The 26,817-nt window shown below is 69.6% G+C and carries 21 protein-coding genes and 2 pseudogenes; 7 read left to right on the plus strand and 16 right to left on the minus strand.

The window, feature by feature from the left end; genetic code table 11:
- Window positions 1-361 precede the first annotated feature (361 nt).
- Window positions 362-1,885, plus strand: a complete 1,524-nt coding sequence (gene adh / locus COGEMETH_RS17940; RefSeq protein ID WP_238183969.1) for an aldehyde dehydrogenase — start codon at window positions 362-364, stop codon at window positions 1,883-1,885.
- A 70-nt stretch (window positions 1,886-1,955) separates the two neighbouring features.
- On the opposite strand, the gene COGEMETH_RS17945 is transcribed toward adh, so the two are convergent.
- Window positions 1,956-2,261, minus strand: a complete 306-nt coding sequence (locus COGEMETH_RS17945) for a hypothetical protein (RefSeq protein ID WP_238183995.1) — start codon at window positions 2,259-2,261, stop codon at window positions 1,956-1,958.
- A gap of 128 nt (window positions 2,262-2,389) precedes the next feature.
- Between COGEMETH_RS17945 and COGEMETH_RS17950 the strand changes: the two genes are divergently transcribed.
- Complete coding sequence (locus tag COGEMETH_RS17950) at window positions 2,390-2,815, plus strand: DUF779 domain-containing protein (protein ID WP_238183970.1); 426 nt, start codon at window positions 2,390-2,392, stop codon at window positions 2,813-2,815.
- A gap of 27 nt (window positions 2,816-2,842) precedes the next feature.
- Here COGEMETH_RS17950 and COGEMETH_RS17955 read toward each other — a convergent pair whose 3' ends face one another.
- Window positions 2,843-3,202, minus strand: a complete 360-nt coding sequence (locus COGEMETH_RS17955; protein WP_238183971.1) for a DUF427 domain-containing protein — start codon at window positions 3,200-3,202, stop codon at window positions 2,843-2,845.
- Complete coding sequence (locus COGEMETH_RS17960; protein WP_238183972.1) at window positions 3,199-4,098, minus strand: methyltransferase domain-containing protein; 900 nt, start codon at window positions 4,096-4,098, stop codon at window positions 3,199-3,201. The genes COGEMETH_RS17955 and COGEMETH_RS17960 overlap by 4 nt, the downstream gene beginning before the upstream one ends.
- Before the next feature lie 166 nt (window positions 4,099-4,264).
- Between COGEMETH_RS17960 and COGEMETH_RS17965 the strand changes: the two genes are divergently transcribed.
- Complete coding sequence (locus COGEMETH_RS17965) at window positions 4,265-4,483, plus strand: hypothetical protein (RefSeq protein ID WP_238183973.1); 219 nt, start codon at window positions 4,265-4,267, stop codon at window positions 4,481-4,483.
- Between the two features lie 10 nt (window positions 4,484-4,493).
- On the plus strand, window positions 4,494-5,267 hold the full coding sequence (locus COGEMETH_RS17970; RefSeq protein ID WP_238183974.1) for a ComF family protein: 774 nt from the start codon (window positions 4,494-4,496) through the stop codon (window positions 5,265-5,267).
- Here the strand turns inward: COGEMETH_RS17970 and COGEMETH_RS17975 are convergent.
- Window positions 5,259-5,858 (minus strand): GNAT family N-acetyltransferase, encoded by a 600-nt coding sequence (locus COGEMETH_RS17975; RefSeq protein ID WP_238183975.1) that lies wholly within the window; start codon window positions 5,856-5,858, stop codon window positions 5,259-5,261. The two genes, COGEMETH_RS17970 and COGEMETH_RS17975, sit on opposite strands and share 9 nt — an antisense overlap.
- A gap of 278 nt (window positions 5,859-6,136) precedes the next feature.
- Between COGEMETH_RS17975 and zapE the strand changes: the two genes are divergently transcribed.
- Complete coding sequence (zapE, locus tag COGEMETH_RS17980; protein ID WP_283215022.1) at window positions 6,137-7,369, plus strand: cell division protein ZapE; 1,233 nt, start codon at window positions 6,137-6,139, stop codon at window positions 7,367-7,369.
- Between the two features lie 3 nt (window positions 7,370-7,372).
- On the opposite strand, the gene COGEMETH_RS17985 is transcribed toward zapE, so the two are convergent.
- The 3 genes from COGEMETH_RS17985 to COGEMETH_RS17995 all read right to left on the minus strand — a co-directional run bounded on the left by COGEMETH_RS17985 (window position 7,373) and on the right by COGEMETH_RS17995 (window position 14,809).
- On the minus strand, window positions 7,373-8,146 hold the full coding sequence (locus COGEMETH_RS17985; protein WP_238183977.1) for a ferredoxin--NADP reductase: 774 nt from the start codon (window positions 8,144-8,146) through the stop codon (window positions 7,373-7,375).
- Between the two features lie 582 nt (window positions 8,147-8,728).
- Window positions 8,729-11,740, minus strand: a complete 3,012-nt coding sequence (locus COGEMETH_RS17990; protein WP_238183978.1) for a PAS domain-containing protein — start codon at window positions 11,738-11,740, stop codon at window positions 8,729-8,731.
- Window positions 11,741-12,004: 264 nt separating this feature from the next.
- On the minus strand, window positions 12,005-14,809 hold the full coding sequence (locus COGEMETH_RS17995; protein ID WP_238183979.1) for a PAS domain-containing protein: 2,805 nt from the start codon (window positions 14,807-14,809) through the stop codon (window positions 12,005-12,007).
- A gap of 729 nt (window positions 14,810-15,538) precedes the next feature.
- Between COGEMETH_RS17995 and COGEMETH_RS18000 the strand changes: the two genes are divergently transcribed.
- Complete coding sequence (locus tag COGEMETH_RS18000; RefSeq protein WP_238183980.1) at window positions 15,539-15,967, plus strand: hypothetical protein; 429 nt, start codon at window positions 15,539-15,541, stop codon at window positions 15,965-15,967.
- A 23-nt stretch (window positions 15,968-15,990) separates the two neighbouring features.
- Here COGEMETH_RS18000 and COGEMETH_RS18005 read toward each other — a convergent pair whose 3' ends face one another.
- The gene (locus COGEMETH_RS18005; RefSeq protein WP_238183981.1) at window positions 15,991-16,938 is read right to left on the minus strand and encodes a LysR family transcriptional regulator; all 948 of its coding nucleotides are present in this window, start codon (window positions 16,936-16,938) and stop codon (window positions 15,991-15,993) included.
- Between the two features lie 336 nt (window positions 16,939-17,274).
- On the opposite strand from COGEMETH_RS18005, the gene COGEMETH_RS18010 reads away from it, so the two are divergent.
- On the plus strand, window positions 17,275-17,676 hold the full coding sequence (locus tag COGEMETH_RS18010) for a globin domain-containing protein (protein ID WP_238183982.1): 402 nt from the start codon (window positions 17,275-17,277) through the stop codon (window positions 17,674-17,676).
- A gap of 29 nt (window positions 17,677-17,705) precedes the next feature.
- On the opposite strand, the pseudogene COGEMETH_RS25655 reads toward COGEMETH_RS18010, so the two are convergent.
- The 8 genes and pseudogenes from COGEMETH_RS25655 to COGEMETH_RS18045 all read right to left on the minus strand — a co-directional run.
- Window positions 17,706-17,792: pseudogene (locus COGEMETH_RS25655) on the minus strand (beta-ketoacyl synthase N-terminal-like domain-containing protein); the annotation flags it as partial.
- Window positions 17,793-17,923: 131 nt separating this feature from the next.
- The gene (locus COGEMETH_RS18015) at window positions 17,924-18,466 is read right to left on the minus strand and encodes a TetR/AcrR family transcriptional regulator (protein WP_238183983.1); all 543 of its coding nucleotides are present in this window, start codon (window positions 18,464-18,466) and stop codon (window positions 17,924-17,926) included.
- A gap of 222 nt (window positions 18,467-18,688) precedes the next feature.
- On the minus strand, window positions 18,689-21,796 hold the full coding sequence (locus tag COGEMETH_RS18020) for an efflux RND transporter permease subunit (RefSeq protein ID WP_238183984.1): 3,108 nt from the start codon (window positions 21,794-21,796) through the stop codon (window positions 18,689-18,691).
- On the minus strand, window positions 21,793-22,881 hold the full coding sequence (locus COGEMETH_RS18025) for an efflux RND transporter periplasmic adaptor subunit (RefSeq protein WP_373875388.1): 1,089 nt from the start codon (window positions 22,879-22,881) through the stop codon (window positions 21,793-21,795). The genes COGEMETH_RS18020 and COGEMETH_RS18025 overlap by 4 nt, the downstream gene beginning before the upstream one ends.
- Before the next feature lie 1,036 nt (window positions 22,882-23,917).
- Window positions 23,918-24,646: an SDR family NAD(P)-dependent oxidoreductase gene (locus tag COGEMETH_RS18030; protein WP_238183985.1), complete on the minus strand. Its 729-nt coding sequence runs from the start codon at window positions 24,644-24,646 to the stop codon at window positions 23,918-23,920.
- On the minus strand, window positions 24,643-25,278 hold the full coding sequence (locus COGEMETH_RS18035) for a DUF938 domain-containing protein (protein ID WP_238183986.1): 636 nt from the start codon (window positions 25,276-25,278) through the stop codon (window positions 24,643-24,645). Before COGEMETH_RS18035 ends, COGEMETH_RS18030 begins: the two co-directional genes overlap by 4 nt.
- 230 nt (window positions 25,279-25,508) lie before the next feature.
- Window positions 25,509-25,886 (minus strand): annotated as a pseudogene (locus tag COGEMETH_RS18040) (alpha/beta fold hydrolase); the annotation flags it as partial.
- Window positions 25,887-26,055: 169 nt separating this feature from the next.
- On the minus strand, window positions 26,056-26,754 hold the full coding sequence (locus COGEMETH_RS18045) for an HD domain-containing protein (protein ID WP_238183987.1): 699 nt from the start codon (window positions 26,752-26,754) through the stop codon (window positions 26,056-26,058).
- Window positions 26,755-26,817 lie beyond the last annotated feature (63 nt).

Consider the following 26,817-nt stretch of genomic DNA (forward strand, 5'->3'; position numbering starts at 1 on the left):
GGGGCCGCGGCTACGTGCTGCGCGAGCCGATGGACGCCGAGGAGCGCATCGCCGTCTGATCCGCCGGCAGCGTCCCCGGACGCGGCAGGACAAGACAGAAGTCCAGATCGGGGCCGGCAGCCGGGGAGATTTCCCCCCGCTGCCGGCCCCGATCGCGTTTGCGCCTCCCGTCGGGCGCCTCGCTATCGCGGTGGATCGGGTGTAGCACTGCCTGACAGCGATGCTGCGGAGACGCCCAAGCTTCCGGCATCGCGAGCGGTATGGCCAAAAGTCCAACTTGCTTTGGCAGGCCATCTGCCATTGGCTGCGGCCCGAGCCGACGAGAAGCTTGCGAGCCAAAGGCCGCACGGAGGAGACCATCATGAACAAGCCGGAATTCCTGGCCGACGCCAAGACGAAATCCCCCTTCTCGGCCCGCTACGACAACTTCATCGGCGGCCAATGGGTCGCCCCGTCCAACGGACGCTACTTCGAGAACACCTCCCCCATCACCGGCAAGGTGATCTGCGAGGTCGCCCGCTCCGACGCCCAGGACATCGACAAGGCGCTCGACGCCGCGCATGCCGCCAAGGATGCCTGGGGCCGCACGGCGCCGGCCGAGCGCGCCCGCATCCTCAACAAGATCGCCGACCGGATGGAGGACAACCTCGATCTGATCGCGCTGGCCGAGACCTGGGACAACGGCAAGCCGATCCGCGAGACGGTGAACGCCGACATCCCGCTGGCCATCGACCATTTCCGCTACTTCGCCGGCTGCATCCGCGCCCAGGAAGGCTCGATCTCCGAGATCGACCACGACACGGTCGCCTACCACTTCCACGAGCCGCTGGGCGTCGTCGGCCAGATCATCCCGTGGAACTTCCCCATCCTGATGGCGGTGTGGAAGCTCGCCCCGGCGCTGGCGGCCGGCAACTGCGTCGTGCTCAAGCCCGCCGAGCAGACCCCGGCCTCGATCCTGGTGGTGATGGAGCTGATCGGCGACCTGCTGCCGCCGGGCACCCTCAACGTCGTCAACGGCTTCGGCCTGGAAGCCGGCAAGCCGCTGGCCTCCTCGCCCCGCATCGCCAAGATCGCCTTCACCGGCGAGACGACGACGGGCCGGCTGATCATGCAATACGCCTCGCAGAATCTGATCCCGGTGACGCTGGAGCTCGGCGGCAAGTCGCCCAACATCTTCTTCGCGGACGTGGCCAACGAGGACGACGACTTCTTCGACAAGGCCCTGGAGGGCCTGACCATGTTCGCCCTCAACCAGGGCGAGGTCTGCACCTGCCCCAGCCGCGCGCTGGTGCACGAGTCGATCTACGACCGCTTCATGGAGCGCGCCGTCAAGCGCGTCGAGGCGATCACGCAAGGCTCGCCCCTCGACCCGGCGACCATGATCGGCGCCCAGGCGTCGGGCGAGCAGATGGAGAAGATCCTCTCCTACATCGACATCGGCCGGCAGGAGGGCGCCGAGCTGCTCACGGGCGGCAGCCGCAACGTCAAGGACGGCGAATTCGCCGAGGGCTTCTACGTGCAGCCCACGGTGTTCAAGGGCCACAACAAGATGCGGATCTTCCAGGAGGAGATCTTCGGGCCGGTGCTCTCGGTCGCGACCTTCAAGGACGACGCCGACGCCCTCTCGATCGCCAACGACACCCTCTACGGCCTGGGCGCCGGCGTCTGGACCCGCGACGGCACCCGCGCCTACCGCTTCGGCCGGGCGATCCAGGCCGGCCGCGTCTGGACGAACTGCTACCACGCCTACCCGGCGCACGCGGCCTTCGGCGGCTACAAGCAGTCCGGCATCGGCCGCGAGACCCACAAGATGATGCTCGACCACTATCAGCAGACCAAGAACATGCTGGTCAGCTACTCGGCCAAGAAGCTCGGCTTCTTCTAAGCGCTCCACCCGAGACCATCTTGCCCCGGCCCGAGAACGGCCGGGGCTTTTTTGTTTTCCTTCGCGCTGCCTATCGCAGGCCGGGACCGGATGGCGGGACGCCGGTGTTGGTGGCCGGCGCGCCGGGCGGCAGGGCGCCGGCGCCGCCGGTGACGTTGGCGGGTCCTCCGGGCGGCCCGTCGAAGCCGACGACGCCCGAGGGCGTGCCCGGCGCCGGGCCGGCCCCGATGCGGCCGGCGGAGCCGGGCGCGGTGAGCTCCCCCGTGCCGGCGCCCCCGGTGGCGCCGGGGATCGGCTCGGCGCGCGCCGCGGTGGCGAGCCCGATCAGGCCGAGGCCGAGGAGGATGGGGCTGAAACGCTGGAATCCGGATCGCATGGGGGCCTGACGGTTCGGGATGGGTACGGCGGGCAACGCGCGAGGCGTTCGAAAGACGCCGCGCGCTCGCTACGTTTCGCGGTGCCGCGGCCCACATAAGCGGACACAGACGGAAGAGAGGACGCGCGATGACCGAGGCATCCACCATCGAGGCCGCCACCGCCGAGCAGGCCGACGCCTCCGGCACCCCCTTGCGCGTCACCGCCACGCCCAAGGCGCTGGAACTCATCGCGGAACTGCGCTCCGAATACGGGCCGGTGATGTTCCACCAGTCGGGCGGCTGCTGCGACGGCTCCTCGCCGATGTGCTATCCGGTGGGCGACTTCATCATCGGCGACGGCGACGTGCATCTCGGCCAGGTCGGCGGCGCGGACTTCTTCATCTCGCGCTCGCAGTTCGGGGTCTGGAAGCACACCCACATCATGCTCGACGTGGTCCCCGGCCGCGGCGGCATGTTCTCCCTGGAGAACGGCCGCGAGAAGCGCTTCCACATCCGCTCGCGCCTGTTCACCGAGGCCGAGAACCGGGCTCTGGACGGGGCGTGCAAGCTGTAGGACGGGCCGTCCGATTCGGCGGCGGCCCTAGCCTTGCTCGATCGCGTCCACCCGGTCGGGATAGAAGGCGAGGTGGTCCTTGATCGCCGCGACCGCCGGATAGGGGTCCTCGTAGCTCCAGACCGCGTCCGGGCGGCGCGTGCCGTTCACGACGAGGTCGAAGTAGCCGGCATCGCCCTTGTAGGGGCAGTGGCTGGTGCGCTGGGACCGCACGAAGGCGGTGAGGTCCGCGTCCGCGCGGGGCACGTAGAGGACGGCCGGATAGCTGGCCTCCCGGAGGCTCAGGGCGCGCTGGGTGTCGGCGACCGCTACGCCGTCGAGGACGATGCGGACTCGGCCGGGATGCGGCGCGATGGCGATCGGATGGTCGGGTCCGGGAATCTTCATCGGGGGCTCCTGTCGTCCGTGGAGTGTTCGACCGTGCCGAGGGCATCGGCCAGCCGGGCCTTGGCGCTGCCTGGCCGCAGGGGTTTCTGCTGGCTCTCGTGCGGCACCCAGCCCGAGACCCAGAGGATCTCGAAGGTGGCGCGCACCCGCCCGTCCGGGTCGGAAAAGCGCGCGGCGTAGATCTCGGCCACCCGCATCAGGGTCGCCCGCCGCAAAGGCGTGCGGCGGCGCTCGCTCAGGGTGTTCGTGAGGCCCATGGCCCGCAGGTCGCGCATCAGGCCGAAGGCGTCGGCGTAGCGCACGGTCAGGGTTTCGGTGTCGGCCACCGGCAGACCGAACCCGGCCCGCTGCAGCAGGCCGCCGACCTCGCGCACCGCGGTGAAGGGGGCCACGCGCGGGCTGACCCCGCCCTCCAGTTCGCTCTCGGCCTGGGCGAAGCTCTGGCGCAGTTCGGTCAGGCTCCGCCCCCCGAGGAGACAGGCGAGCAGCAGGCCGTCCGGCCTGAGGGCGCGGCGCAGCTGCACCAGGGCGCCGGGCAGGTCGTTCACGCCCTGGAGGGCGAGCAGCGAGACCGCGAGGTCGAGGCCTCCCGCCGCCACGGGCAGCGCCTCCGGGTCTCCGGCGACCCGCAGGTGCGAGGCCGAGGCCGGCTCGGCGAGCGGCGTCAGCCGAATCCGCGTCGCCTCGGGGTAGCGTGCCGCCAGCACGCGGGCGGCCGCATCGGTCGGGGTGGCGAGATCGAGGACGCAGGTGAAGGTCCGCAGGACCGCGGCGAGCCTGTCGTCCAGATCCTCGGCAAGGGTGTTCAGGAGGAAGTCGGCGTAGCCTGCGGCCCTCGCCCGGGCGAGGCGGGTGCGCGCGAGCGCGGTGTCGAACAGGGGCGGCGGACGGTCCATGGAGGCAGGAGATGGCGCGGCGGAGGGTGCGATGCCAGCGGGGCCGGGCATTTCCCGCGATTTGCGACGATCGATCACGCTTGCGCGAGGGCGGAACGCCGCGGCGGCTTCGCCGTTCCTGATGCGGCCGGCCGCAGGGCCGGGACCGATGAAGGAGAAACGGGTCATGAAACGCATGGTCTTCGGGGCCGCCATGGCCCTGGCCGTCCTCGCCTCCGCGGGCGGCGCCGAGGCGAAGGGCTGCATCAAGGGCGCCATCGTCGGCGGCATCGCCGGGCATTATGCCGGCCACCACGGCTTCGTGGGCGCGGCCGCCGGCTGCGCCATCGGCCGCCACCGGGCCAACGCCCAGGCCCGGAACCAGCCGCAACAGGTCGGCCGCTGATCGGCCGCGCATGACGCCGAGGCAGGGGGCGGGCGCTCACGCCTTCGCCGCCCTGCGCGGACTGGCGCGGGGCGCCCTCGGCCTCGTCTATCCCCCCACCTGCGCGGGGTGCGGCGGCGCCACCGCCGATTCCGGTGCGCTGTGCCCGGCCTGCTGGTCGGGCATGCGCCTGATCGAGGCGCCCCTCTGCCCGCGCTACGGCACGCCCTTCGCCCTCGATCTCGGCATCGGCCCCCTGCTCTCCCCCCGCGCCATCGCCGACCCGCCGGTCTTCGGCCGGGCGCGGGCGGTGGCCCTCTACGACGAGGTGGCCCGCGGCCTCGTCCACCGCCTGAAATACGAGGACCGCCTGGATCTCGCCGGCGCCATGGCGCGGATGATGCTGGGAAGCGGGCGCGAACTGGTGGCCGAGGCGGATTGCGTCGTCGCGGTGCCGCTGCATCGCTGGCGCCTGTGGCGCCGCCGCTTCAACCAGGCCGCCCTCCTCGCCCGGCCGATCGCCAGGGCCGCGGGCCTGCCCTTCGAGGCGCGGGCCCTGGCGCGCATCCGGGCAACGCGCTCGCAGGTGGGCCTGAGCCGCGCCGGCCGGGCCGAGAACCTCCAGGGGGCGTTCCGGGTGCCGGACACGCAGCGCGCCCGCCTCCAGGGCCGGCGCGTCCTGCTGGTCGACGACGTCACGACAACGGGCGCCACCGCGAACGCCGCCGCGCGCGCGTTGCTGCGGGGCGGGGCGGCTTCCGTCGACCTCCTCACCTTCGCCCTGGTCGGCGACCCGTCAGGCTGAGTGGGGCGTCGGCGCGCGCTCCCGCGGCTGCACCACGGAGAGGGTGAAGTCGAAGGCCTCGGCGATCGTCTCGTGCCACAGGGAGAACGGCGTCGGTCGGGCCAGATGCAGGGCGCCCTCCGTCTCGCCGCTCTCGACGCGCAGGTTCGCACCGAGCTTGGCCGCGAGCCGCAGCATCGGCCGGTTCCGGGCAAAGCAGCGGACGTGCAGGTCGCCGACGCCGCGGTGGCGCGCCGCCCGGGCGATGCGCGCGAACAGGGCGGCCCCGATCCCGCGCCGCCGATAGGCCGATTCGACCGCGAAGGCGGCCTCCGCCTGCGCGCCGAGGAGGCCCGCCGGATGCGGGCCTGCGGGGCGCAGCTCGCCCAGGCCGCGCAATTCGCCGTCCACGAACGCGCCGAACATCAGCCCGTCGGCCACGACGGAGCGTTCGGCATAGGCCCGCACCCCGGCCTCGCCGACGTTGCCCATGAAGCGGTTGGCGCGGGTCTCGGGATCGAGCCTCAGGAAATAGGCGAGCACCCGGTCGCGGTCGCTCGGCCAGAGGCGCCGGAGGCTGTGCCCCGGCAAGGTCGTTTCTCGCAGTGCCATACTTGGTCTCCGGTGGTCGGCGCCATCGCGCGCGGGTCCGGACGTCTCCCCCCCAAAGGCCGAGCCGATGTCGCACTCCGCATCGAATTGTGCAATGCAACAAAACGCCCTACCCTGCCCGGCGCCGAGCGGCCCTGCGTCCCGCGGATGGAACGGCGGGCGCGATCCGTCTCGACGCGGGCTTGATTTCACCGGCACCCGCGCGGCAGACGGAACGGGCCTTGCGAGCCGGAATGCCGAGGCCGAAGACGGAGCGACGGGGACGTGGGCCAGGGTTCGTGAGCCAGACATCGAGTCCCGGCCGGTCGCCGTCCCCCGAGGCCCTCGCGAGCGCGGTTCCCTCCGGCCCCGTCCACGCACGCTACGAGGGCCTGATCGCCTCGGGCGCGATCGAGCGCGACCCGGCGCAGGCCAACCTGGTCCGGGCCCTCGACCGCCTGGTGCAGGACCTGGAACGGCGCCGGCGCGCGACGAAGGGCAGCGCGCTGGGCTGGCTCTTCGGCCGCAAGGAGGCGGGTGCGCCGACGAAGGGCCTCTACATCTGGGGCTCGGTCGGGCGCGGCAAGACCATGCTCATGGACCTGTTCTTCGATGCCGCCCCCGGCTCGAAGCGCCGCGTGCACTTCCACGGCTTCCTCGCCGACGCGCACGAGCGCATCCACGCCTACCGGCAGGCGCTCAAGCGCGGCGAGGTCAAGGGCGACGATCCGATCAAGCCGGTGGCCGACGCGCTCGCCGACGAGGCGGCGCTGCTCTGCTTCGACGAGTTCACCGTCACCGACATCGCCGACGCGATGATCATCGGCCGCCTGTTCGACGCCCTGTTCAAGCGCGGCGTCACGGTGGTGGCGACCTCGAACGTCGAGCCGGACCGGCTCTACGAGGGCGGCCTCAACCGGGCCCTGTTCCTGCCCTTCGTGGCGGAACTGCAGGCGCGCGTCACGGTGATGCGCCTCGATGCCCGCACGGATTTCCGGCTGGAGAAGCTCGGCGGCGCGTCCGTCTACCACGTGCCGGCTGACGCCGCCGCGGCGGCAGCGCTCGACGCCGCCTTCAGGAACCTCACCGGCAAGGCCAGGGGGCGCCCGGCCACGATCCGGGTCCACGGCCGCGACGTCATCGTGCCTGAGGAGGCGACCGGGGTGGCGCGCTTCGGCTTCGACGACCTCTGCGCGCAGCCGCTCGGCGCCTCTGACTACATGGCGCTGGCGCGCAGCTTCCACACGCTGATCGTCTCGGACATCCCGGTGATGGGCGAGACGAACCGCAACGAGGCCAAGCGCTTCATCACGCTGATCGACACCCTCTACGACCGGCACGTGAAGCTGGTGGCCTCGGCCGCAGCCGACGCGCCGGACCTCTACACGGTGAAGGAGGGCCGGGAGGCGTTCGAATTCGACCGCACGGTCTCGCGGCTCATCGAGATGCGCTCGGCCGCGTACCTCGCCCTGCCGCACGGCAAGGCGGATTCGGCGGCCTCCGGGTCGAGCGCCGGGCTGGTCGAGACGTGAGCGCTATTTCTCGACGAAGGCCTTCTCGATGACGTAGTGGCCGGCCTCGCCGTGGTTGCCCTCCTCGTAGCCGCGGCCGGTGAGGAGTTCGCGGGTGTCGCGGATCATCTCCGGGCTGCCGCAGAGCATGAAGCGGTCGTCCTCGATGGTCATCTCGGGCAGGCCGACATCGGCGAACAGCTTGCCGGAGACCATCAGGTCGGTGATGCGCCCGGTGTTGCGGAACGGCTCGCGGGTCACGGTCGGGTAGTAGATCAGCTGCGCGGCGATGGTCTCGCCCAGGAACTCGTGGTTGGGCAGGGCCTGGGTGATGGTGTCGCCGTAGGCCAGTTCCTGGATCTGCCGGCAGCCGTGCACCAGCACCACCTTCTCGAAGCGCTCGTAGGTCTCCGGGTCCTTGACGATCGACAGGAAGGGGGCGAGCCCCGTGCCCGTGCCGAGCAGGTAGAGGTGGCGGCCCGGCAGCAGGTTGTCGAGCACCAGCGTGCCGGTGGGCTTCTTGCCGACGATGATCGGGTCGCCGACCTTGAGGTGCTGGAGCTTCGAGGTCAGGGGGCCGCTCTCGACCTTGATCGAGAAGAACTCCAGTTCCTCCTCGTAGTTGGCCGAGACCACGCTGTAGGCCCGCAGGAGCGGGCGCCCCTCCACCTCCATGCCGATCATCGTGAACTCGCCGTTGCGGAACCGGAACGCCGGGTCCCGCGTCGTGCGGAAGGAGAACAGCGTGTCCGTCCAGTGATGGACCGACAGGACGCGCTCCTCGTAAAACTTGCTCATCGACGGATCTGTCCCGAATCTCTCGACATCTCGGCAGACGTTCTTTTTCGCACCTGCGGTAGCCCGTCAAGGCATAGCAGGACCGCAGGCACCGGGGGCCTTCCGCGCCGCCCGACCGCGGTTCAAGCACGCACGGCCTTGGGCCATCGTTGACGAACACGGTGAATGTTTCGGACGTGCGGGATGATACCGTGTCCACCCGTCCGACCGCTTGACCAGCCGCCGAGCCTTCCGCAGGCCCCGCGAACGGACCATTCCGACCTTCTCTCCTGCGCGCCGGTGCGCACGGGCGAACGCGGCAACGAGGCGGTCCCGCTCTGATACCGGGTCAGCCCGATCGAAGCCCGCGCGGCGATCCAGCGAACCCGAAATCCGCATCGCGCAGCGATCGAACGGATTTCCCGGCGACACGGCGTGGTGACGGTCAGGCGGAGCATCGGGGCGGTCGCACGGTCGAGCGAGCGGGTCCGTATCCCTGCCCGCGTCGGCCCGCCGGCCCTGGCGGCCCGAGGGATCCGGCCCCGGCCGGCGACCGTGGTGGCCACGAGGGCGACGCCACGCCTCCCGAACCGGACGGTCCTTTCAAGCCGCCGCCTCGGCGCTCTCTTCCTGCATGGACGACAGGGACGCTTCCAGGCGGCAGACCAATCCGGTCGGTGCGTAGGAAAGCCTGACGTCGCCGCCGACCTCGGCGGCAAAACTGCGCTCGATCAGGCGGGAGCCGAAGCCCCGTCGCGAGGGCTGGGTCAGGATGGGCGGGCCGTTCTGCTCGGACCATGTCAGTTGGAAGCGCGGGGCGTCGCCCTCGTGCACGACGTGCCAGCGCAGGTCGACGGTGCCGACCTCGTTCGAGAGGGCCCCGTACTTCGTGGCGTTCGTCGCGAGCTCGTGCAGCGCCAACGCCAGCGCGAGGGCCGGCTTCGCGGCGAGATGCACCCCCGGTCCGCTCGCGCGGATGCGCGTGCCGGTTCCGCCGCGATGCACGGCGAGAGCGGCCTCCACGACATCGGCGATGGGCGCCTGGGTCCAGTTCGACTGGGTCAGGATGTCGTGCGCGCGCCCGAGGGAGACCAGGCGCGACGAGAAGGCCTCGCGCGCCGCCTCCGGGTCGACGGCGTTCCGGAAGGTCTGGCTGGCCATCGCCTGGACGAGGGCGAGGATGTTCTTGACCCGATGCTGGAGCTCGCCCGTGAGCAGCCTCTGGTGTTCCTCGGCCCGCTTGCGCTCCGTGATGTCGAGCATGGCTCCGATCATGCGGACGGCGCGCCCGTCCGCGTCGCGGATGAGGTAGCCGCGGTCGAGGATGTCGGCATAGGACCCGTCCGCGCGCCGGAAGCGGTATTCGTCGCTCCATGCGGTGCCGGTCCCGTCGATGATCGTGTGGATCGAGGCGTCGATGCGCGGACGGTCGTCGGGATGGATGTGGTCGATCCACCAGCCGCCGGTCGGCTCGACGGCGTCGGGGGCGTGGCCATGGGCCTCGTACAGAGCCTCGTTCCACAGGACGTGGTCGGTGGCGAAGTTCCAATCCCAGATCGCGTCGTTGGTCGCTCGCGCCGCCAGGCGGTAGCGCTCCTCGGCATCGCGCAGCGCCTCCTCGGCGCGCCGGCTCTCGGTGACGTCGCGCGCCGTTCCGATCAGGCGCACGGGCCGCCCGCCCTCGAACAGGGTCTGGCCCCTGGCCGACACCCAGCGCTCGACCCTGTCCTCCGGGGACACGGTGCGGTAGCAGATATCGTAGGTTCCGCTGCCGTCCGGATCGACCGCGGCGCGCACCGCAGCGTCGGCCCGGTCGCGGTCGTCCGGGTGCAGGCGTGACAGGTACACGTCGAGGTCGACGTGTGCATCCAGGCCCAGGCCGAAGAAGGAGCGGGTGCGGGCGTCCCACTGCAAGACGTCGGTGACGAGGTCGTAATCGAACACGCCGGTCCCGGTGGCCTCGACGGCGAGGCGCAACTGCTCCTGCGCGTTGCGAAGCGCCACCTCGGCTTCCTTGCGGTCGTGGATGTCGCTGTTGCTGCCCAGCCAGCCCACCACCGCGCCGCCGCCGTCGCGCATCGGCTCTGCCCTGACCAGGAACCAGCGATAGACCCCGTCGGCGCGTCGGAAGCGGGCCTCGGTGTCGTAGACCGCCTGCCGTCTGCGGGCCTCGTCCCAGACCCGAAGGAGGCCCGGCAGGTCGTCGGGATGGATCGCCGCGCCCCAGCCGAGCGGCAGTGCCTGCTCCGGCGTCTGGCCGGTGTAGGCGTACCAGCGGTCGTTGAGGTAGCTCATGCCGCCGTCGGGGTTGCCGAACCAGATGATGGCCGGGGCAAGCTCGGTCAGGGCCTGGAAGCGCGCCTCGGCGACCTTGCGCTCGTGGATGTCGAGCGAGATGCCGATCCAGCTGCGCACGGTTCCGTCCGGCTCCCGCACCGGATGCGCCCGGGACAGGAACCAGCGGTACGCCCCGTCGGCCCGGCGCAGGAGAAACTCGACCTCGTAGGACTGCCCGGACCGCGCCGCTGCGAGCCATGCCTGCCGCGTCCGATCGCGGTGGTCGGGATGGATGACGGCCATCCAACCGGCCTCGCCGACCTCGCCCGCGGGCAGGCCCGTGTAGTCGTACCAATAGGCATTGCAGTAGGTGACGTTGCCCTCGGCGTTGCCGAACCAGACCATCTGCGGGCTGACTTCGACGAGGGAGCGGTAGCGTAGCTCGCTCGCCTCAAGCGCCGCGCCGGTCTCACGCTGGGCGGTCTGGTCGCGCAGGATCTTGACGAAGCCGACGACCTCTCCGTGATCGGACCGGAGCGGCATCATCTTGCCGCTGGCCCAGAAGCGGCTGCCGTCCTTGCGGACATGCCAGCGTTCGTCGGGGGCGCTGCCCTCGCTCAGGGCGAGCGACATCTCGGTCGCCGGCCGGTCGATGGCGCGATCCTCGGGCGTGTAGAACGCCGCGACCGGGCGGCCCAGCATCTCGGCCTCACGCCACCCCAGGATGCGCTCGGCGCCGACGTTCCACCGGGTGACGCTTCCCTCGGCGTCCGTCGCGACGATGGCGTAGTCGGTGGCACTGTCGAGGATGCGCTCGTGCAGCAGCCGCTGCTCGGCCTGCTCCCGCAACGCCTTGCGCAGCTCCATCTGGGCCATGGTCTGGCGGGCCAGGCGCAGCAGCCCCTTGCGCTGACGTTCGGAGAGTTCGTGCGGCTCGGTGTCGAGCACGCAGACCGTACCGACGGGATGCCCGTCCGAGGTCTTCAGCAAGGCGCCGGCGTAGAATCGCAGGCCCGGGTCGCCGGTGACGAGGGGGTTGTCCGCGAAGCGCGGGTCGCGCGTCGCGTCCTGCACGTAGAGGAAGTCCTCCTGCAGGAGGGCCTGACGGCAGAACGAGGACTCGAGCGGCGTCTCGCGCACGCCCAGGCCGACCTCGGCCTTGAAGAACTGGCGTCCGTCGCCGATCAGGTTGACCACGCCGATGGGCACGTCGCACAGCTCGGCGGCGGCCGCCGCGATCTCGTCGAAGTCGTCTTCCCGCGGGGTATCCAGCAGCCTGTAGCTGTCGAGGGCGCGAAGGCGTGCGGTCTCGTCGTCGCGCGTCGCAATGCAATCCATCGTCACGACAAGCGTCAGAGGTCGGGACCGTTCCGTGACATATCTCCGGGAGATGGGAAAGGAAGGCGACGCCCGCCCGCGGCCCGGGCGCGTATGGCCCGGCGCGGCGACGTTTCGGGCACCCCGGCATCGGAGGCTTCGGGGCCCCGTCGCGGGTCCGGCTAGAGCGCACGCCGACGAAGCGGATACCGGTTCGTCGCGAAAGTGCGCGTCGAAACAAAGACCTGGAGCCGTGGCCCGACCCAACTCGGTCGGGCCACGGCTCTAGGTTCCCAGGATGCGCGTGCGACGCTGCCAGGTGGCGACCTTCCGGAGGAGCCGCGAGAGCTCCTCGACCGAGTACGGCTTGTGGAGGAGCTCGAAGCCGTAGGTGCCGTTCTGGGCCAGGACGTGGCTGTAGCCGGAGGCCAGCAGAACCGGCAGGTCGTGGTGCCGCCGGCGGATCTCGTGAGCCAGGTCGATCCCGTTCATGCCCGGCATCACCACGTCGGTGAACACCACGTCGAAGCGTTCGGCATCCTTGGCCAACTCTGCCAGCGCCGCCTCGGCATTCGCGGTCCAGACGGTGACGTAGCCGAGTTCGGCCAGGGTCTGGGTCGCGAACGTCCCGACGTCGACGTTGTCCTCGACCACCAGGACGCACGTGCCATGTCCGTCGACGAGGGGCTCGGGCTCGGCCTGCGGGAGGTGGGCGGCGGCCTGCACCCTCGGGAGGTACAGGACGAACATCGTCCCCTGGCCGAGCGTGCTCTGCACGCGGATCTCGCCTCCGGATTGCTTCGCGAAGCCGAAGACCTGGCTCAGTCCCAGGCCCGTCCCTTGTCCGACGCCCTTGGTCGTGAAGAACGGCTCGAAGATGTGCTCGATCCGCTCGGGGGCGATGCCGACACCGGTGTCCTCGATGCACACCGCGACGAAATCCCCGAACACGGCCGGGTGGCTGCGGATCGGCGGGATGGTCGAGACGGGGTGCACCGTGATCGTCAGGGCGCCCTCGCCGTCCATGGCGTCCCGGGCGTTGACGGCCATGTTCACCAGGGCCGTGTCGAACTGGCTCGGGTCGGCGTTGATGAAGCAGGGCTCGTCCGGGATGTGCGTGACGATCCTGATGCGCGATCCGGTCAGCGTCCCCACCATGTCGCTGATGGTGGCGACGCTCCGGCCGGCATCGAACGCCTCCGGCTTCAGCGCCTGCCGCCGTGCGAAGGCGAGGAGCTGACCCGTGAGCTTGGCGGCGCGTGCGACCGTGTCCGCGATCGCTCCGACGTAGCGCCGGCGGCGCTCTTCCGGCAGTCCGGGACGCATGAGCAGGTCGGTGGACGACTTGATGACGGTCAGCAGGTTGTTGAAGTCATGCGCCACGCCGCCGGTGAGCTGGCCGACCGCCTCCATCTTCTGGGCCTGCCGCAGGGCCTCCTGGGCGGAGGCGAGCTCGGCCTCCCGCGCCTTGACGATGGTCAGGTCGCGACCGACGGCGATGAAGTTGGCGCCATCGGCCTCGGGCACGACCATCCACTCGATGGGCCTCCACCCTCCGTCCTTCGCGGCGATGCGGTTCTCGAAGCGGGCCGGACGCCGCGTCTCCCCCATCCGGGCGAGGCCCGCCAGCGTCGGCTCCATGTCGTCGGGGTGCATGAACGTCCCGTATGGTCGCGACAGGAGTTCGGCCTCGGACCAGCCGAGCACCCGGGTCCAGGCGGGGCTGACCGCCGACATCATCCCGTCGTAGCCGGCCCGGGCGAGCATGTCCTCGGACAAGGTCCAGAGCCGGTCGCGTTCGGCCGTCCGCTCCAGGACCTGCTGCTCCAGGGTCGCGTTGAGGACCTGGAGGGCGTCCTCCATGCGCTTGCGCTCGGAGATGTCACTGAAGAAGACGGCGACCCGATGCGCGGCCGGGTCGCCGACCCGTAGGGCACGCACGTCGAACCAGCGGCCGAACACGTCGGCCTTGTTCTCGAAATGGGCGGGTTCGCCCGTTCGCGCGACGCGCCCGTACGTGTCGAACCAGTGGCGTTCGAGGTCGGGGGCGAACTCGCTGACCCATCGGCCGACCACGTCGGCGCCGGTCTGCCGTTCGAAGGCGGGATTGGCTTCGAGGATCCGGTAGTCGACGGCCCTGTCCGCATCGAAGGTCATCTCGATGATGCAGAACCCGACGTCGATGGTCTCGAACAGGGTGCGGTATCGGCTCTCGCTCTCGGCCAGGGCGGCCTGCGACCGGATCTGATCCGAGACCTCGTAGCCACCGACGAAGATGCCCGTGACGACGCCCGCCTGGTCGCGGACGGGCTGGTACAGGAAGTCGAGGAAGCGGTCGCCGTCCTCGCCCGCGAACCGGATCGGCAGGGCGCGCGCCGCGAACGGCTCGCCCGACGAATAGACCTGGTCGAGGAGTTCGTAGAACCCCTGGTCGGCCAGCTCCGGGAACGCCGCGCGGACGTTTCGCCCGATGTAGTCCCGGCGGCCCGCGAACGCGACGTAGGCGTCGTTGACGTATTCGAAGACGTGGCTCGGTCCGCGCAGCACCGCGACGAAGCCGGGCATCTGCTGCAGCAGGGCCTGCTGCCGCTGCCGTTCGGAAGCGCCTTGGCGCTCGGCGAGCACCTGGCGGGTCGTCTCGGTACAGGCGCAGAACAGGCCGACGATGGTGCCGTCGTCTCCCGGCACCGGGGTGTAGGAGAAGGCGAAGTGGGTCTCCTCGGGGTAGCCGTTGCGATGGAGGGTGAGCTGCAGGTCGTCCATGTGCACGGGATCGCCCGCGAACACGCGATCCATCATGGACCCGACCTCGCCCCGGACCTCGGGCCACGTTTCGAAGAACGGGCGGCCGAGGGCTGCGGGGTGACGCTCGCCGAGCATGGGCGCGTAGGAGTCGTTGTAGACCAGAGTGCGGTCCGCACCCCAGGCGATGAACATCGGCTGGCGCGAGTTCAGCATGACCCGCACGAGGGTCAGGAGTGACTGGGGCCACCGTTCCCGAGGACCGAGGGAGGTGCCGGGCCAATCATAGCCGCGCATGAGCGCGCCCATGATGCCGCCGCCGACGAAGGCCGACGTCTCCGTCGTCATCGATTCAGGCCGGGCACCGGCCGCGCCATGGGTGACGCAGGCCGGACGGCGACCCTGCCCGGGTCCTCCATGCGCGGCATGCGGATGGCCGTGCGGATCGGGCCGGAGGCCGAGGCGTGCGCACCCCGGGCCGCCGGGCGGTCGATCCGAGGGGCGAGCGTTTCCGTCAGGGCGATGCGGCGAACGTGTTTGGCGGGCATGCCCGCCTCCTAACACAGCCGCCGTTCGGTGTGTTTCCTTCCGAGCCACGACGACGCGATCGTGCGTCCGAAGTCTCTCGCTCGCGGTCGGGGGCCTGCGTCGGGCTTGGGTCGTCGAGCCATCCCGGCAACGACCTGCCGATGCGCGCACAAGCAGACTTCGCTCCGACGGCGATGCCGGCTTCGAAACCAGGCCGCCCGCAGGCCTGTCCTCACAATACGAGCCCAATAAAACAGACGTTCCATCCGTCACGATATCGGCCATGTGCCAGTCTTCCGACAGATCGAGCGGCGTTCGCTTGCATGGAGCCGGAGTACGAACCCTCGGCAAGGGGCGCTCCGCCGGTTGGGCATCATGGAACGCGACCTGCCCGCCGACCCGCACGGGGCCGGACATCCAGCCCGCGAAAGCAATTGATGTAATCAATTCATGCTATCGATGGCATCTGTTTGAACAATGGGATGACGCGGCGCATCTCCTCCTCATCGAACGACGGGATGACCCGCCGTCACCCCCGAGGATCAAACGATGTCCAACCGCCTGAATGCCTTCGCCGCGGCCTTCGCCCTGACGCTCGTCACGCTCGGTCAGGCCAGCGCCGCAGAGGTCACCACGACGAACGCCGCACCGCGGATCGTCGACATGCCGTCGGTGATCGGTGCGGCCTACCACGATCCCCGCGTGGCGGTGAACGCGGCCGAGGTGCGCAACCAGGGCGGTTTCGTGGTCGCCGGCGCAGCGCGCTGGCAGCCCGTTCCCGCGATGGTCGCCGTGAGCGATGCCTTCATCGCGCCGGGCACCATCACCCAGGCCTACCGGACCCGCGGGGTCGCGGCGAATGCCGGTCAGGTCCTGCGCCAGGGCGGCTTTGCCGTCCCGGGCGCGGTGCGGTGGCTGCCCACGGCTCCGGCGACGCTCGAAGCTCAGGCGACCAACGTCAGGCTCGGTGCCCTCTGACGCCCGACGCCCGCGGCCCCGTCTCACGGGGCCGCATCGGCGTTCTCGCGCATCGCCTCCCGACCCAGCCGCACGAGGACCCCGCGCAGCCACCGGTGCGCGGGGTCGTTGTCGTAGGAGGCGTGCCAGATCATCGAATACGTGAATTCGTCGAGCGGCACCGGCACCGGGCTGGTCGTGAGCCCGAGCTGCGCGGCGAAGCTCGTCGCCAGCTCGTCGATCATGGTCGCGATGACCGGCGCGGCCTGCACGTGGAAGGCCACGGTGGTGAAACGGGGGGTCGTCGCGACGAGCCTGCGGCGCCGGCCGATGGCGGCCAGGGCCACGTCGACCAGGCCGCGATCCGTCCCCGTCATGCTCGTCATGATGTGCGGAAACCGCAGGTAGTCGTCGAGCGACAGGGGTGCGGGGACGCCGAGCAGGTCGGCGTTGAACAGGCAGAGGTAGCCGAAGCGGTAGAGGGCCCGAAGCTTGTGATGGGCCTGCCCCTCCGTGATGACGCCGATGCCGAAGTCGATCAGGTCGGCGTCGAGTTCGCTCAGGACCGTGCCGTAATCCAGCGCGCGCAGGGTCAGGCGCACGCCCGGCGCCTCGCGCCGCAGCAGGGCCAGGAGAGGCGGGACGAGGTAGCTTTCGACGCTGCCCGGCAGGGCGATCGTGAAGGTGTGCTCCATGGTGGCCGGATCGAACGTGTCCTCGCGCAGGACGATGCCCTGGAACTGGCGCAGGACCGCCCGGACGGGTTCGACGAGCGCCATGGCACGCGGGGTCAGGTGCATGCCCTCCGGCGCGCGTGTCAGCAGCTCGTCGCCCAACAGCTTGCGCAGGCGCGCCAGGCTGCTGCTCATCGCGGATTGCCCGATCCCCACATGCCCGGCCGCCCGCGTCACGCTGCGCTCGGTCAGCAGCGCGTCGAGGGCCACGAGGAGGTTCAAATCGACACCGGCCAGCTCGTGATGCTTGATCGTCATGGCCTGGCCCTACCGTCGGCGTCTCGATGCGCTCGGAGCGCGCTCCGACGAAGGGGATACCGGTTCGTCGCGAAAGCGCGCGTCCAAACCGGGATCTGGGGCCGTGATCGGCAATGGCGCGCGGTCGGTCGGCGGGCGCTCGATCGCCCCCGGCCGCGACGGCCTCGCAACCGGTGCGGCCGAGGATGGGGGCGGACGGGACCGGACGAAAGCCAGGGCGAGAGGCCGGGCACGCATGGTGCAGGCCCCATGCCGGCGCGGGGATGGCGGCTTGACTATCCCTCCGGTGAGTGTGCTGAACAGGCGGGCGGATTTCCGGAGAGATTGCAGTTCCTTATGAGCCCTGAGCAGATCCGCCTTCTTCGAGCCACATCGCACGTACTTCTCGGGATCGGCCCAGAAGCTTTCGAGACGTTCTATCGGGAACTGTTTCGGCTGGCTCCCGAGGCGCGCGCCCTGTTCCCTGCCGATCTGGGGACGCAGCGCCTCAAGCTGCTCAACATGATCGCGATCCTGATTGGAGCCCTGGAGCAGACGGACAGGTTCACCGGCACGGCACGCCACCTGGGTGAGCGGCACAATCGGTACGGCGACATGAGCGGCTTTTATGCTCCGGCGAAGGTGGCACTGATGGCCTGCCTCACCGAGGCGTTGGGGTCGGACTTCACGCCCGACGTGAGAGACGCCTGGGGGACGCTCTACGATCGGGTCGAGTCCGAGATGCAGCAGGCTCATTGAACGCGTCCTGCTGCCCGACGAAGGGCGGAGGCGATCAGGCGGCGCCACATCCCCTCGACGCTGCAGCCGAGCGGGGAGACCACGCCCATTCCGGTGACCACGATCGGTTCACGCATCGGCATCGACCTGTTGCATCGTGACGCGCGCGAAGACACGGCAGGGAGGCGTTGGGACCGCGTCATCGGTCGGCTCGATCAGGGCTTCCGGGAGGCGAGCGCCGAGGTCCCGGAGGCCATGCCCGCGACCGTCAGCCGGCGACCGAGGAATGCGCCGCCTGGAGCAGGTCGCTCGCCAGCTTCTCGTCGTTGACCGCCCGTGCCAGGACCACGGCTCCTACGAGCGTCGACAGCGTCGCGAGGGACTTCTGCCGACGCCGCTCGCGCGATGCCTTCGGCGTCAGGTTGGCCAGGATGGAGGCCAAGCGCTCGACGCCGTGGGTAAACCGGGTCCGGACCGGGCTGCCCGGCGCTTCCCGCGAGATGTCGTTGGCCAGAGCCGCAAGGGGACATCCCTTCCCGGGTGCCTGGACGTGCCCGAGGGAGAGGTAGTTCGCGAGGATGGTGTCCACGTCCCCGCGCCGGTCCTCGTCGAGCGCGGCATCGAACGCCTCGACGGCCAGAGCGTCCTTGTTGGCGAACTGGCCGTAGAAGCCGCCATGGGTCAGGCCGGCGGAGGCCATGATGTCGGCGACGCCGACCCCGTTGAGGCCGCGCTCACGGAACAGGGACGCCGCGACCTCGACGACGCGCTGACGGTTGAGCCTGGCCTGCTCCTGCGAAACTCTCGGCATACCCTGATCCTTCGATCTTCCGACGTCGGATATAAATTTATCACGTCATCTAAATAAGGGACAACCCCTCAGTCGTCTCTGCGAAGCGCCGGGGACCTGACAAGCGACCGGCCTGCGCAGAGGGGGGCGGGAGCGCAGGCCGGTCGTCGTACCGCACGCCCGGTCGCCCGGCGCGCGATCCCTGGATGTCCCTGGGGCGGGACACGACCGTCTTACGGTGCGTCATGCCTTGGCCGGGAGCGGCATCCCGCCGGCGCTCGATGCGGGTGCGGCGGCTCTCGGCGCCCGGGCCACCCGGAACCACAGGGCGTAGAGCGCGGGCAGGAACAGCAGGGTCAGCAGGGTCCCGACCCCGACGCCGCCGATGAGCACGTAGGCGAGCGCCCCCCAGAACACCGAGTGGGTGAGTGGGATGAAGGCCAGCATGGCAGCGGCCGCCGTGAGGATGACAGGCCGGGCGCGCCGCACCGTCGACTCGACGATGGCGTCGTAGTCGGACAATCCCGAGGCGCGGTCATGGTGGATCTGGTCCACCAGGATCAGGGTGTTGCGCATCAGGATGCCCGACAGGGCGATCAGCCCGAGGATCGCGTTGAAGCCGAACGGCTGGTGGAAGAGCAGCAGCGTCGGCGCCGCCCCGACGAGACCGAGAGGGGCGGTCGCGAACACCATGAACATGGTCGAGAACGAGCGGACCTGGATCATGATGACCGTCAGCGTCACGATCAGCATGATCGGGAACACCGCCACCAGGGCGTTCATCGCCTTGGCGCTCTCCTCGACGGCGCCGGCCGTGTCGATGCGGTAGCCCGGCGGCAGCTTGGCCTTGATCGGGTCGAGCAGGGGGACGACCTGCGCGTGGACGTCCGGCGGCTGCTTGCCGTCGAGCACGTCGCCCTGCACGCGGATATAGGTCTCGCGGTTGTAGCGCTTGAGCACCGCGTCCTCGTTGCGGCTCTCCAGATGGGCCACCTGTGAGAGCGGCACCTGGCGGCCGTCCTTGGTCGCGAGCGTCAGGTCGCCGATCTCTCCGAGCGAGCGCCGCTCGGGGCCTGGGCTGCGCACCAGGACATCGACCGAGCGCAGGTTCTCGCGGACCTGGGTGGCCGGCGTTCCGTTGAGGTAGCTCTGAAGTTGCTGCCCGGCCTCCTTCGGGGTCAGGCCGATCAGGCGGAGACGCTCCTGGTCGAGGACGAGGTGCAGGCTCGGGGTCTTGTCGCCCCAGTCCAGGTGCACGAGGCGCATGTTCGGGTTGGAGGCCATCGCCTCGGCGACCTCTGCGGCGATGCCGCGGATCACGTCGGCGTCCGGCCCGACCACCCGGAAGGCGACTGGGAAGCGGATCGGGGGCCCGAACACGATCTGCAGCACGCGCACGCGCGCTTCGGGGAAGAGTCCGTCGCTCACGAGCTTGCGGACCTTGAGCCGGAGCGCGTCACGCGCAGCCGCATCGGGTGTTTGCACCACGATCTGCGCGAAGGCGGGATCGGGTAGCTCCGGGTCGAACGAGAGCACGAAGCGCGGCATGCCCTGGCCGATGTAGCTGGTGATCTCGCGCGCCTCGGGTAGCGCGCGGACGGCGGCCTCGACCTTCCGGACGCTGGCCTCCGTGACCGCGAAGGCCGAACCGGTGGGAAGGGTGACCTCGACGATGAGTTCGGGACGCTCCGAGTTCGGGAAGAACTGCTTCTCCACCTTGCCCATGCCGACCACCGCGAGCGCGAACAACGCCACGGTGACGCCGGCCGCCATCCACTTGTGGTCGACGGAGAACCGCACGACCCGGCGCAGACGCCGGTAGTTCCGCGTGGCGTAGATCGCCTCGTGCCCGCCCTCGACGCGCTGGATGTTCGGCAGCAGCTTGACGCCGAGATAGGGCGTGAAGGTCACGGCCACGATCCACGATATGATCAGCGAGAACGACACCACCCAGAAGATGTTGCCGGCGTACTCGCCGGCCGTGGAGGCGGCGAAGCCGACCGGCAGGAAGCCGGCAATGGTGACGAGGGTACCGGTCAGCATGGGCGCGGCGGTGGCGCTCCAGGCATGGGTGGCCGCCTCGATACGGTCGGCGCCCTCTTCCATGCGCACCACCATCATCTCGATGGCGATGATGGCATCGTCCACCAGCAGACCGAGCGAGATGATCAGGGCGCCGAGGGTAATCCGGTCGAAGTCGCGCCCGGTGACCATCATGACCACGAACACGGCCGCGAGCGTCAACGGGACGGCGAGCGCCACGACGATGCCGACCCGGAAACCGAGAGCGACGAGACTGACGAAGATGACCACCGAGAGCGCGGTGAAGAACTTCACCATGAACTCGTGGATGGCGTCGTCGATCACCTTGGCTTGGTCGGTGATCTTCGTGATCGAGATGCCGGTCGGCAACGCGTGGTGGATCGTCACCTCCTCGGCATTGAGCGCCTCGCCGAGCTTGAGGCCGTTGAAGCCCAGCTTCATGACGAGGCCGAGCATCAGGGCCGGCTCGCCGTCGTTGCGGATCGCGAAGACCTTCGGGTCCTCGTAGCCGCGCTTCACCTCGGCGATGTCGCCGAGCTTGAGGCTGCGGTCGCCGACCGCCACCGGCAGGTTGCGGATCGCCTCGAGGCTGTCGATGGCGCCGTCGAGACGCAGGTAGACCCGTGGACCCGCCGTCTCGACAAACCCCGCCGGCGTCACGTCGTTCTGGTTGCCGAGCGCAGTCAGCAGCTGTTGGCCGGTGATGCCCAGGGTGGCGAGGCGCTGGTAGGAGATCTCGACGAAGATCTTCTGGGCCTGCTCGCCGAGGATGTTGATCTTCTCGATGCCGGGTACGCGCAGCAGGCGCTGGCGCAGGTCCTCGGCCCGCAGCACGAGCTGCCGGTGCGGCAGGCCCTTCGCCTGGAGGGCGTAGAGGGCGAAGTAGACGTCCGAGAACTCGTCGTTGAACAGGGGGCCCATCACCCCACGCGGCAGGGAGGAGGCCTGATCGGAGAGCTTCTTGCGCGCCTGGTAGAACTCTTCCTGCAGCTTGGCCGGCGGCATGCTGTCCTTGAAGTAGACCTTCATCAGCATGAGGCCCGGCCGGACCGTGGTCTCGACGCGGTCGTAGTAGACGAGTTCCTGAAGGCGCTTCTCCAGCGGGTCGGCGACCTGGCGCTGGAGCTCCGAGGTGGTGGCACCCGGCCACGCGGCGGAGACAGCCATCGTCTTCACGGTGAAGGCAGGGTCCTCGGCGCGGCCGAGCTTCTGGAACGCGAAGAACCCCGCGCCCGTGAGCGCGATGATCAGGAACAGCGTGACGGCCCGCTCGCGGACCGCCAGCGCGGAGAGGTTGAAGCCGGTCACCTGGCGACTCCCGTGATGCCGGGGGGAGCCTGCCGCACGGTCTGGCCGGCCTTCAGGAGGTGGGCACCGAGCGAGACGATCCGGTCGCCTGGGCTGAGGCCGGACGCGATGTCCGCGCTTTCCTCGGACAGGCGCGCGATGGCGACCTGCTGGGCCGTGACGGTGCCGGTGGCCGTATCGAACCGCCAGACCGCAGAGCCGCTTCCCGAGTCGAAAAGGGCCGCCAGGGGCACCGTGACCGCCGCGGCGCGCCCGGCATCCGTGGGCTGGAGCCGAAGCGTCACGGTCGCGCCGAGCGGCGCGTCCTCGCCGCCTCCCGACAGGATGTACCGCGCCCGGTACGTCCGGGTCGCCGGATCGGCGGTGGCGGACAGTTCGCGCAGCCGGGCCGGATAGGTCGCCTCGCCCTCGGCATAAAGCGTCGCCGAGGCCGCGCCCTTCGCCAGACGTCGGCTGCCCTCGGGCAGGAACACCTCGGCCTCGCGGGCCCCGTCGCGAGCGAGCTTCACCACCGTCTGGCCGGCGGCGACCACTTGCCCGGGCTCGGTCGGCACCTCCATGACCACACCGTCGGCGTCGGCCCGGAGCTCGGAATAACCGGCCTGGTTTGAAACCTGGCTCGCCTGGGCCTCGGCGTTGGCGAGTTGGGCGATGGCCGCATCGGCCGCCCCCTTGTTCTGATCGTAGGTCTGCTTCGAGGTCCAGCCATCGCTCACGAGCTTGCGGCTGCGTTCCTCGTCGGCCTTCGTCTTGATCATCTGCGCGCGGGCCGCCTCGACGGACGCCCGGGCCGCGGTCAGGGCGAGGGTGAAGTCGGTGCGGTCGAGGCGCATCAACGGCTGGCCGAGCCGCACCCTGTCTCCCGGATCGACGAGGCGCTCGAAGATCTTGCCGCCGACACGGAAGCCGAGATTGCTCTCCGTGCGGGCTCGGATCACCCCCGTGTAGCGTGCGAGCCCATTCGGGCCCGGCGCGACGTCGATGGTCTGAACCAGGGGCGGTTCCGGGGGCACGGCCGTCTCGGCCGGCGAGCATGCCGCCAGGGCCAGACCCATGAGACCCAGGACTAATCGCGCATCCAACATCTGCCCGCGAGCTCCGCTTGCACCAGCTTTAAACATTATCAACGTCATTTATTATGGCGCTGTTGCCACGTCAATGGCGACAGCGGTGTCGTAGCGCGATCGCGTCGCGATGCTGCCAATTCAGAGATGAGCGTGGCAGGGAAGAACGGACCGTTATCGATGTCCGCCCTGATTCCCGACCCTGTGGCGCGTCCGCCGGCCGGCATATGTGGTCAGCCAACCGTAATGGCGTCGACAGCGCACGCACCGCGGCACGGACGGTGGTTCGATCGACCTCACCGAGTCACTCGGTGCGGGTCGCCTGTGCCTGTTCCCATTATGGGACGGTGGCGATCTTGGGCTGCCGATTTTCGGCTTCTTCAGCAGTCCGATCCTGCTGCTCGGCCGGATAGTCGGAGAACGGAGCCTCGACGGCCAACCGTCACTCTAATAGATGACGATTACAATATCTCAGCCTCTCCCGTGAGAACGTGAACAGGGGGACGGACGATGCCAGAGCTGCGCTCGGCCTCGCGGTTCGACCCTCGAAGCCTGCTCGATGGCCGAGGCGGGGGTGGCGCAGGAATGCCCGCTCAAGTGAATGCAGGAGCGGCGAGCAGTCGACCTTCGTAAATGCCAAAACGTCCATCACCAATGAAAGGACACGCTGCAGTGTCGTTTGACGGAGTCGTTTCGGTATGAGTGCGACACCTCACCTCGTGCTGAAGTGTGGACACCGCGGACGCTACCGTTTCACGCTCATGAACGATGACGCGACGCTTTCCGGTGACATCCAGGTGGATCCTAAAGTGATCGATCGAGGAGAGGCCGATGGAATGGTGCTGCAGAAGATCTTCGAGTTCGCCGGCGTGTTCGCTCTTTGGATGGAGAAGAGCGTCGCGGGCGAACGCCAGGATGCGCGGGCCCTCCTGAGAGCCCGTCCGACATCATATCGTACCGAGCCCGGTTCTCGATCGTCCACATCAGCAGCCTCCGGCGACAGACTGCCTCGAAGCACAAATCCCTCACGTCACTCGATATGTCGCCGGACAGACACTTAGGCGGGGATCGGCGAGCCGTCCCAAGCGAAGACGCCGCCGGTGTCGTCGGCGCCTAGGCCGTTCAGCACGCGCAGGAGATGCTCTGCACTCTCCTCGGGCGAGAAGACGCCGTCGGCAGTCGGGTCCGGCCGGAAGGGCCGCGACAGGCCGGAGGCGACCGTGCCGGGATGCAGGCCCACGACGATCGCCTCCGGTCGGCTGCGGGCGACCTCGATCGCGAGTGTTCGCAGGATCTGGTTCAGCGCCGACTTCGAGGCACGGTAGGCGTACCAGCCGCCGAGTCGGTTGTCGCCGATCGATCCGACCCGCGCCGACAAGGCCGCGAACACGCAGCGCCCCCGTTGCGCCAGCAAGGGCACGAAATGCTTGGCGACGAGCGCAGGGCCGATCGTGTTGACCGCGAAGACAGAGGCCATCGCGGCGGGATCGAGCACCTTGAACGTCTTCTCGGGTGAGACGTCCGCCCGGTGAAGAAGGCCGGTGGCGACGATGACCAGACCCACCGGTCCGGCTTCGCCCACCCGGGCCGCCGCCGCGGCAACCGTCGCCTCGTCGCTCAGGTCGATCGGGAGGGTTCGGACGCCCTGCGGGACCGACGACGCCGAGCGGGAGAGCGCGAAGATCGGCGCGTGGGCCGCACGCTCGGCGAGCCCGCGGATCAAGGCCCCACCTATGCCGCCGGACGCACCGACGACGACCGCGCTGGTCGGGCGCGAGGCGGTCAAGGCGAGGCCTCCCTGTTCACAGCGAAGCCTCGGCGCCCTCGGCGAAAGATCAGACTGAGGTTGTTGGCCGGCATCGCGACGCGCTCGGCCAGATGCAGATCGTGCGCTCGGGCGGCCGCCGCGACCGCCTCGATGTCGCGGACCCCCCAGGAGGCGTTCCTGGCGCGCAGGCTGTCGTCGAACGCGGCGTTGCTCGGCGCGGTGTGTGCGCCTTCCTCTCGGAAAGGACCGTACAGGTAGAGCACACCACCCTCAGCGAGCGTCGCTTCCGCGCCAGCCATCAGCCCATTGGTCGCGTCCCAGGGTGCGATGTGGATCATGTTGATCGCGACGACCGCGTCAGCCCGCGCCACCGGCCACGGCTGCCGGATCGCATCGATCGCCAGCGGCGACCGGATGTTCGCCAGCCCGGCGGCGCGGGCATGGGCGACGATGCTGCGACGGGCCGCTTCATCGGGATCGCTGGGCTGCCAGACGAGCGCGGGCAGCGCACGGGCGAAATGGACGGCGTGCTCGCCCGACCCGCTCGCGATCTCGAGGACGAGGCCGCTGGGCGAGAGGACGCGCTTGAGGACTTCGGCGATCAAGGCGGCGTTGCGGGCCGCGGCCGGCGAGAACAGGGCGTCGGGCATGGGGCTCTTCTAAAGGCGGCCGATGCCGAGTGCATGCCCTTTCGTGGCGACACGCCTGCTCCGAGGCAACGACGCGGCTTCAGTCCATGGCGCGCAGCTACGGAGCGGACGGATCGCGGTGAGATGCGGATGGCTTCTCAAACGGAGTTCCATCATGCCTTCGACCAGCGGCATCACCCGCCGACCGTGGAACCTCGACTGCCTCATCGGCCCCAAGCCGCCGGTTAGCCCTCGCCTGCATCAGGGGCCCGTGCAGCGACGTAGACCAGCGCGCTGACCCCCGGGTCGACGCCCACCTCGGACACGATCGTCCCGGAGAAGGAGTGGCCGACCAGCACGGTCGGTCCCGCCTGCCGGGCCAACACGTGCTGCGTGGCGGCGACCGCTTCCTCGAAGGTCGTGAGCGGGCTCCGCACCGAGGTGGCGTCGAGGCCCGCCGCCTGCAGCTTCGGGATCACCTCCGACCAGCACGAGCCGTCAGCAAAGAGGCCATGAACGAGCACGACGTTGCGTGCCCGCGGTCGCTCTCGGGCCGATGCCGCTCCGGAAAGCGCGGCAGCGACCGCGCCGGCGACCAGCGTACGGTTCAGTGTTCTCCTGGTCGTCATGGCAGGCGTTTCGGTGCGAGAGGGCTTGAGGGCAGGATGTGCCGTCCTTGTCCGTCGTCGACGCGGCGAGGATACGTCGGATGCCCGTGGACGACCGGCCGTCGGCTCGCCCCGTCGGGCATGATTTCACCGCGGCAGGCCGTGCGCGCGATGCCGGACGGCGCATGCCTCACCCGGAGAGGAGGGCGGCTTTGTCTTGATGCCCGCATCTGCAGCCTGGCGCATGTGCGGTGCCGGGCCAGCGCGAGGCCCGGATCACGCTGCAGAAGTTCCCCCTGCGAAAGCCTGGCTCCTTGTCAGCGATCACGTCGGCCTTCACGTTGCCGAAAGTGGTGTTCGGCTTGTGCCGAATGCCGTCATAGAAGGCCTGGATGATATCCTCCTTGAAGTCCGGCGTGCGGGGGAAGGCGGAGACGACCGCCTCGCGCTCGGCATCGGAATACTGGCCGTAGGTCAGGCCGAGCACGTCCATCTCGACGCCGGCCGTGACCAGCGCGACCACCGGATGCATGTGGACCGGGACGCCGGGCGTGGTGTGTAGGGCGATGGCGGTCCAGACGGTATAGACGTCCGCCTCCGGCACGCCGTGCGCCTTGAGGAAGTTGCGCGCCGCGTTGGCTCCGTCGACCTCGAAGCGCTCCTCGGCGCTGCTGTGTTCCGGCATCAACCCGACATCGTGGAACATGGCGCCGGCGTAGAGCAACTCCCGGTCGAAGTTCAGGCCGCCTTGGACGCCGGCGAGTGCGCCGAACTGATAGACCCGGCTCGAATGGTTGAAGAGTAGATCGGTCTCGGTGTCGCGCACGAACGCGGTGATCGCCCTTGCGAGGGCGCTGTCGGGGATTGCGGCTTCTGTCGAAATGCTCATGGCGGATATCCTTTGCGCTTGGGCATCCTATGAGCTACGAACATCGAGGCCTGTCAGCAATCG

Source organism: Methylobacterium trifolii (genome assembly GCF_022179685.1).
Lineage (GTDB): Bacteria > Pseudomonadota > Alphaproteobacteria > Rhizobiales > Beijerinckiaceae > Methylobacterium > Methylobacterium trifolii.

What these genes read in the sequence shown, in the direction of transcription:
- adh (WP_238183969.1), top strand. Translation starts at nt 362, where the DNA reads ATGAACAAGCCGGAATTCCTGGCCGACGCCAAGACGAAATCCCCCTTC.
- COGEMETH_RS17945 (WP_238183995.1), bottom strand. Translation starts at nt 2,261, where the DNA reads ATGCGATCCGGATTCCAGCGTTTCAGCCCCATCCTCCTCGGCCTCGGC.
- COGEMETH_RS17950 (WP_238183970.1), top strand. Translation starts at nt 2,390, where the DNA reads ATGACCGAGGCATCCACCATCGAGGCCGCCACCGCCGAGCAGGCCGAC.
- COGEMETH_RS17955 (WP_238183971.1), bottom strand. Translation starts at nt 3,202, where the DNA reads ATGAAGATTCCCGGACCCGACCATCCGATCGCCATCGCGCCGCATCCC.
- COGEMETH_RS17960 (WP_238183972.1), bottom strand. Translation starts at nt 4,098, where the DNA reads ATGGACCGTCCGCCGCCCCTGTTCGACACCGCGCTCGCGCGCACCCGC.
- COGEMETH_RS17965 (WP_238183973.1), top strand. Translation starts at nt 4,265, where the DNA reads ATGAAACGCATGGTCTTCGGGGCCGCCATGGCCCTGGCCGTCCTCGCC.
- COGEMETH_RS17970 (WP_238183974.1), top strand. Translation starts at nt 4,494, where the DNA reads ATGACGCCGAGGCAGGGGGCGGGCGCTCACGCCTTCGCCGCCCTGCGC.
- COGEMETH_RS17975 (WP_238183975.1), bottom strand. Translation starts at nt 5,858, where the DNA reads ATGGCACTGCGAGAAACGACCTTGCCGGGGCACAGCCTCCGGCGCCTC.
- COGEMETH_RS17985 (WP_238183977.1), bottom strand. Translation starts at nt 8,146, where the DNA reads ATGAGCAAGTTTTACGAGGAGCGCGTCCTGTCGGTCCATCACTGGACG.
- COGEMETH_RS17990 (WP_238183978.1), bottom strand. Translation starts at nt 11,740, where the DNA reads ATGGATTGCATTGCGACGCGCGACGACGAGACCGCACGCCTTCGCGCC.
- COGEMETH_RS17995 (WP_238183979.1), bottom strand. Translation starts at nt 14,809, where the DNA reads ATGACGACGGAGACGTCGGCCTTCGTCGGCGGCGGCATCATGGGCGCG.
- COGEMETH_RS18000 (WP_238183980.1), top strand. Translation starts at nt 15,539, where the DNA reads ATGTCCAACCGCCTGAATGCCTTCGCCGCGGCCTTCGCCCTGACGCTC.
- COGEMETH_RS18005 (WP_238183981.1), bottom strand. Translation starts at nt 16,938, where the DNA reads ATGACGATCAAGCATCACGAGCTGGCCGGTGTCGATTTGAACCTCCTC.
- COGEMETH_RS18010 (WP_238183982.1), top strand. Translation starts at nt 17,275, where the DNA reads ATGAGCCCTGAGCAGATCCGCCTTCTTCGAGCCACATCGCACGTACTT.
- COGEMETH_RS18015 (WP_238183983.1), bottom strand. Translation starts at nt 18,466, where the DNA reads ATGCCGAGAGTTTCGCAGGAGCAGGCCAGGCTCAACCGTCAGCGCGTC.
- COGEMETH_RS18025 (WP_373875388.1), bottom strand. Translation starts at nt 22,881, where the DNA reads ATGTTGGATGCGCGATTAGTCCTGGGTCTCATGGGTCTGGCCCTGGCG.
- COGEMETH_RS18035 (WP_238183986.1), bottom strand. Translation starts at nt 25,278, where the DNA reads ATGCCCGACGCCCTGTTCTCGCCGGCCGCGGCCCGCAACGCCGCCTTG.
- COGEMETH_RS18045 (WP_238183987.1), bottom strand. Translation starts at nt 26,754, where the DNA reads ATGAGCATTTCGACAGAAGCCGCAATCCCCGACAGCGCCCTCGCAAGG.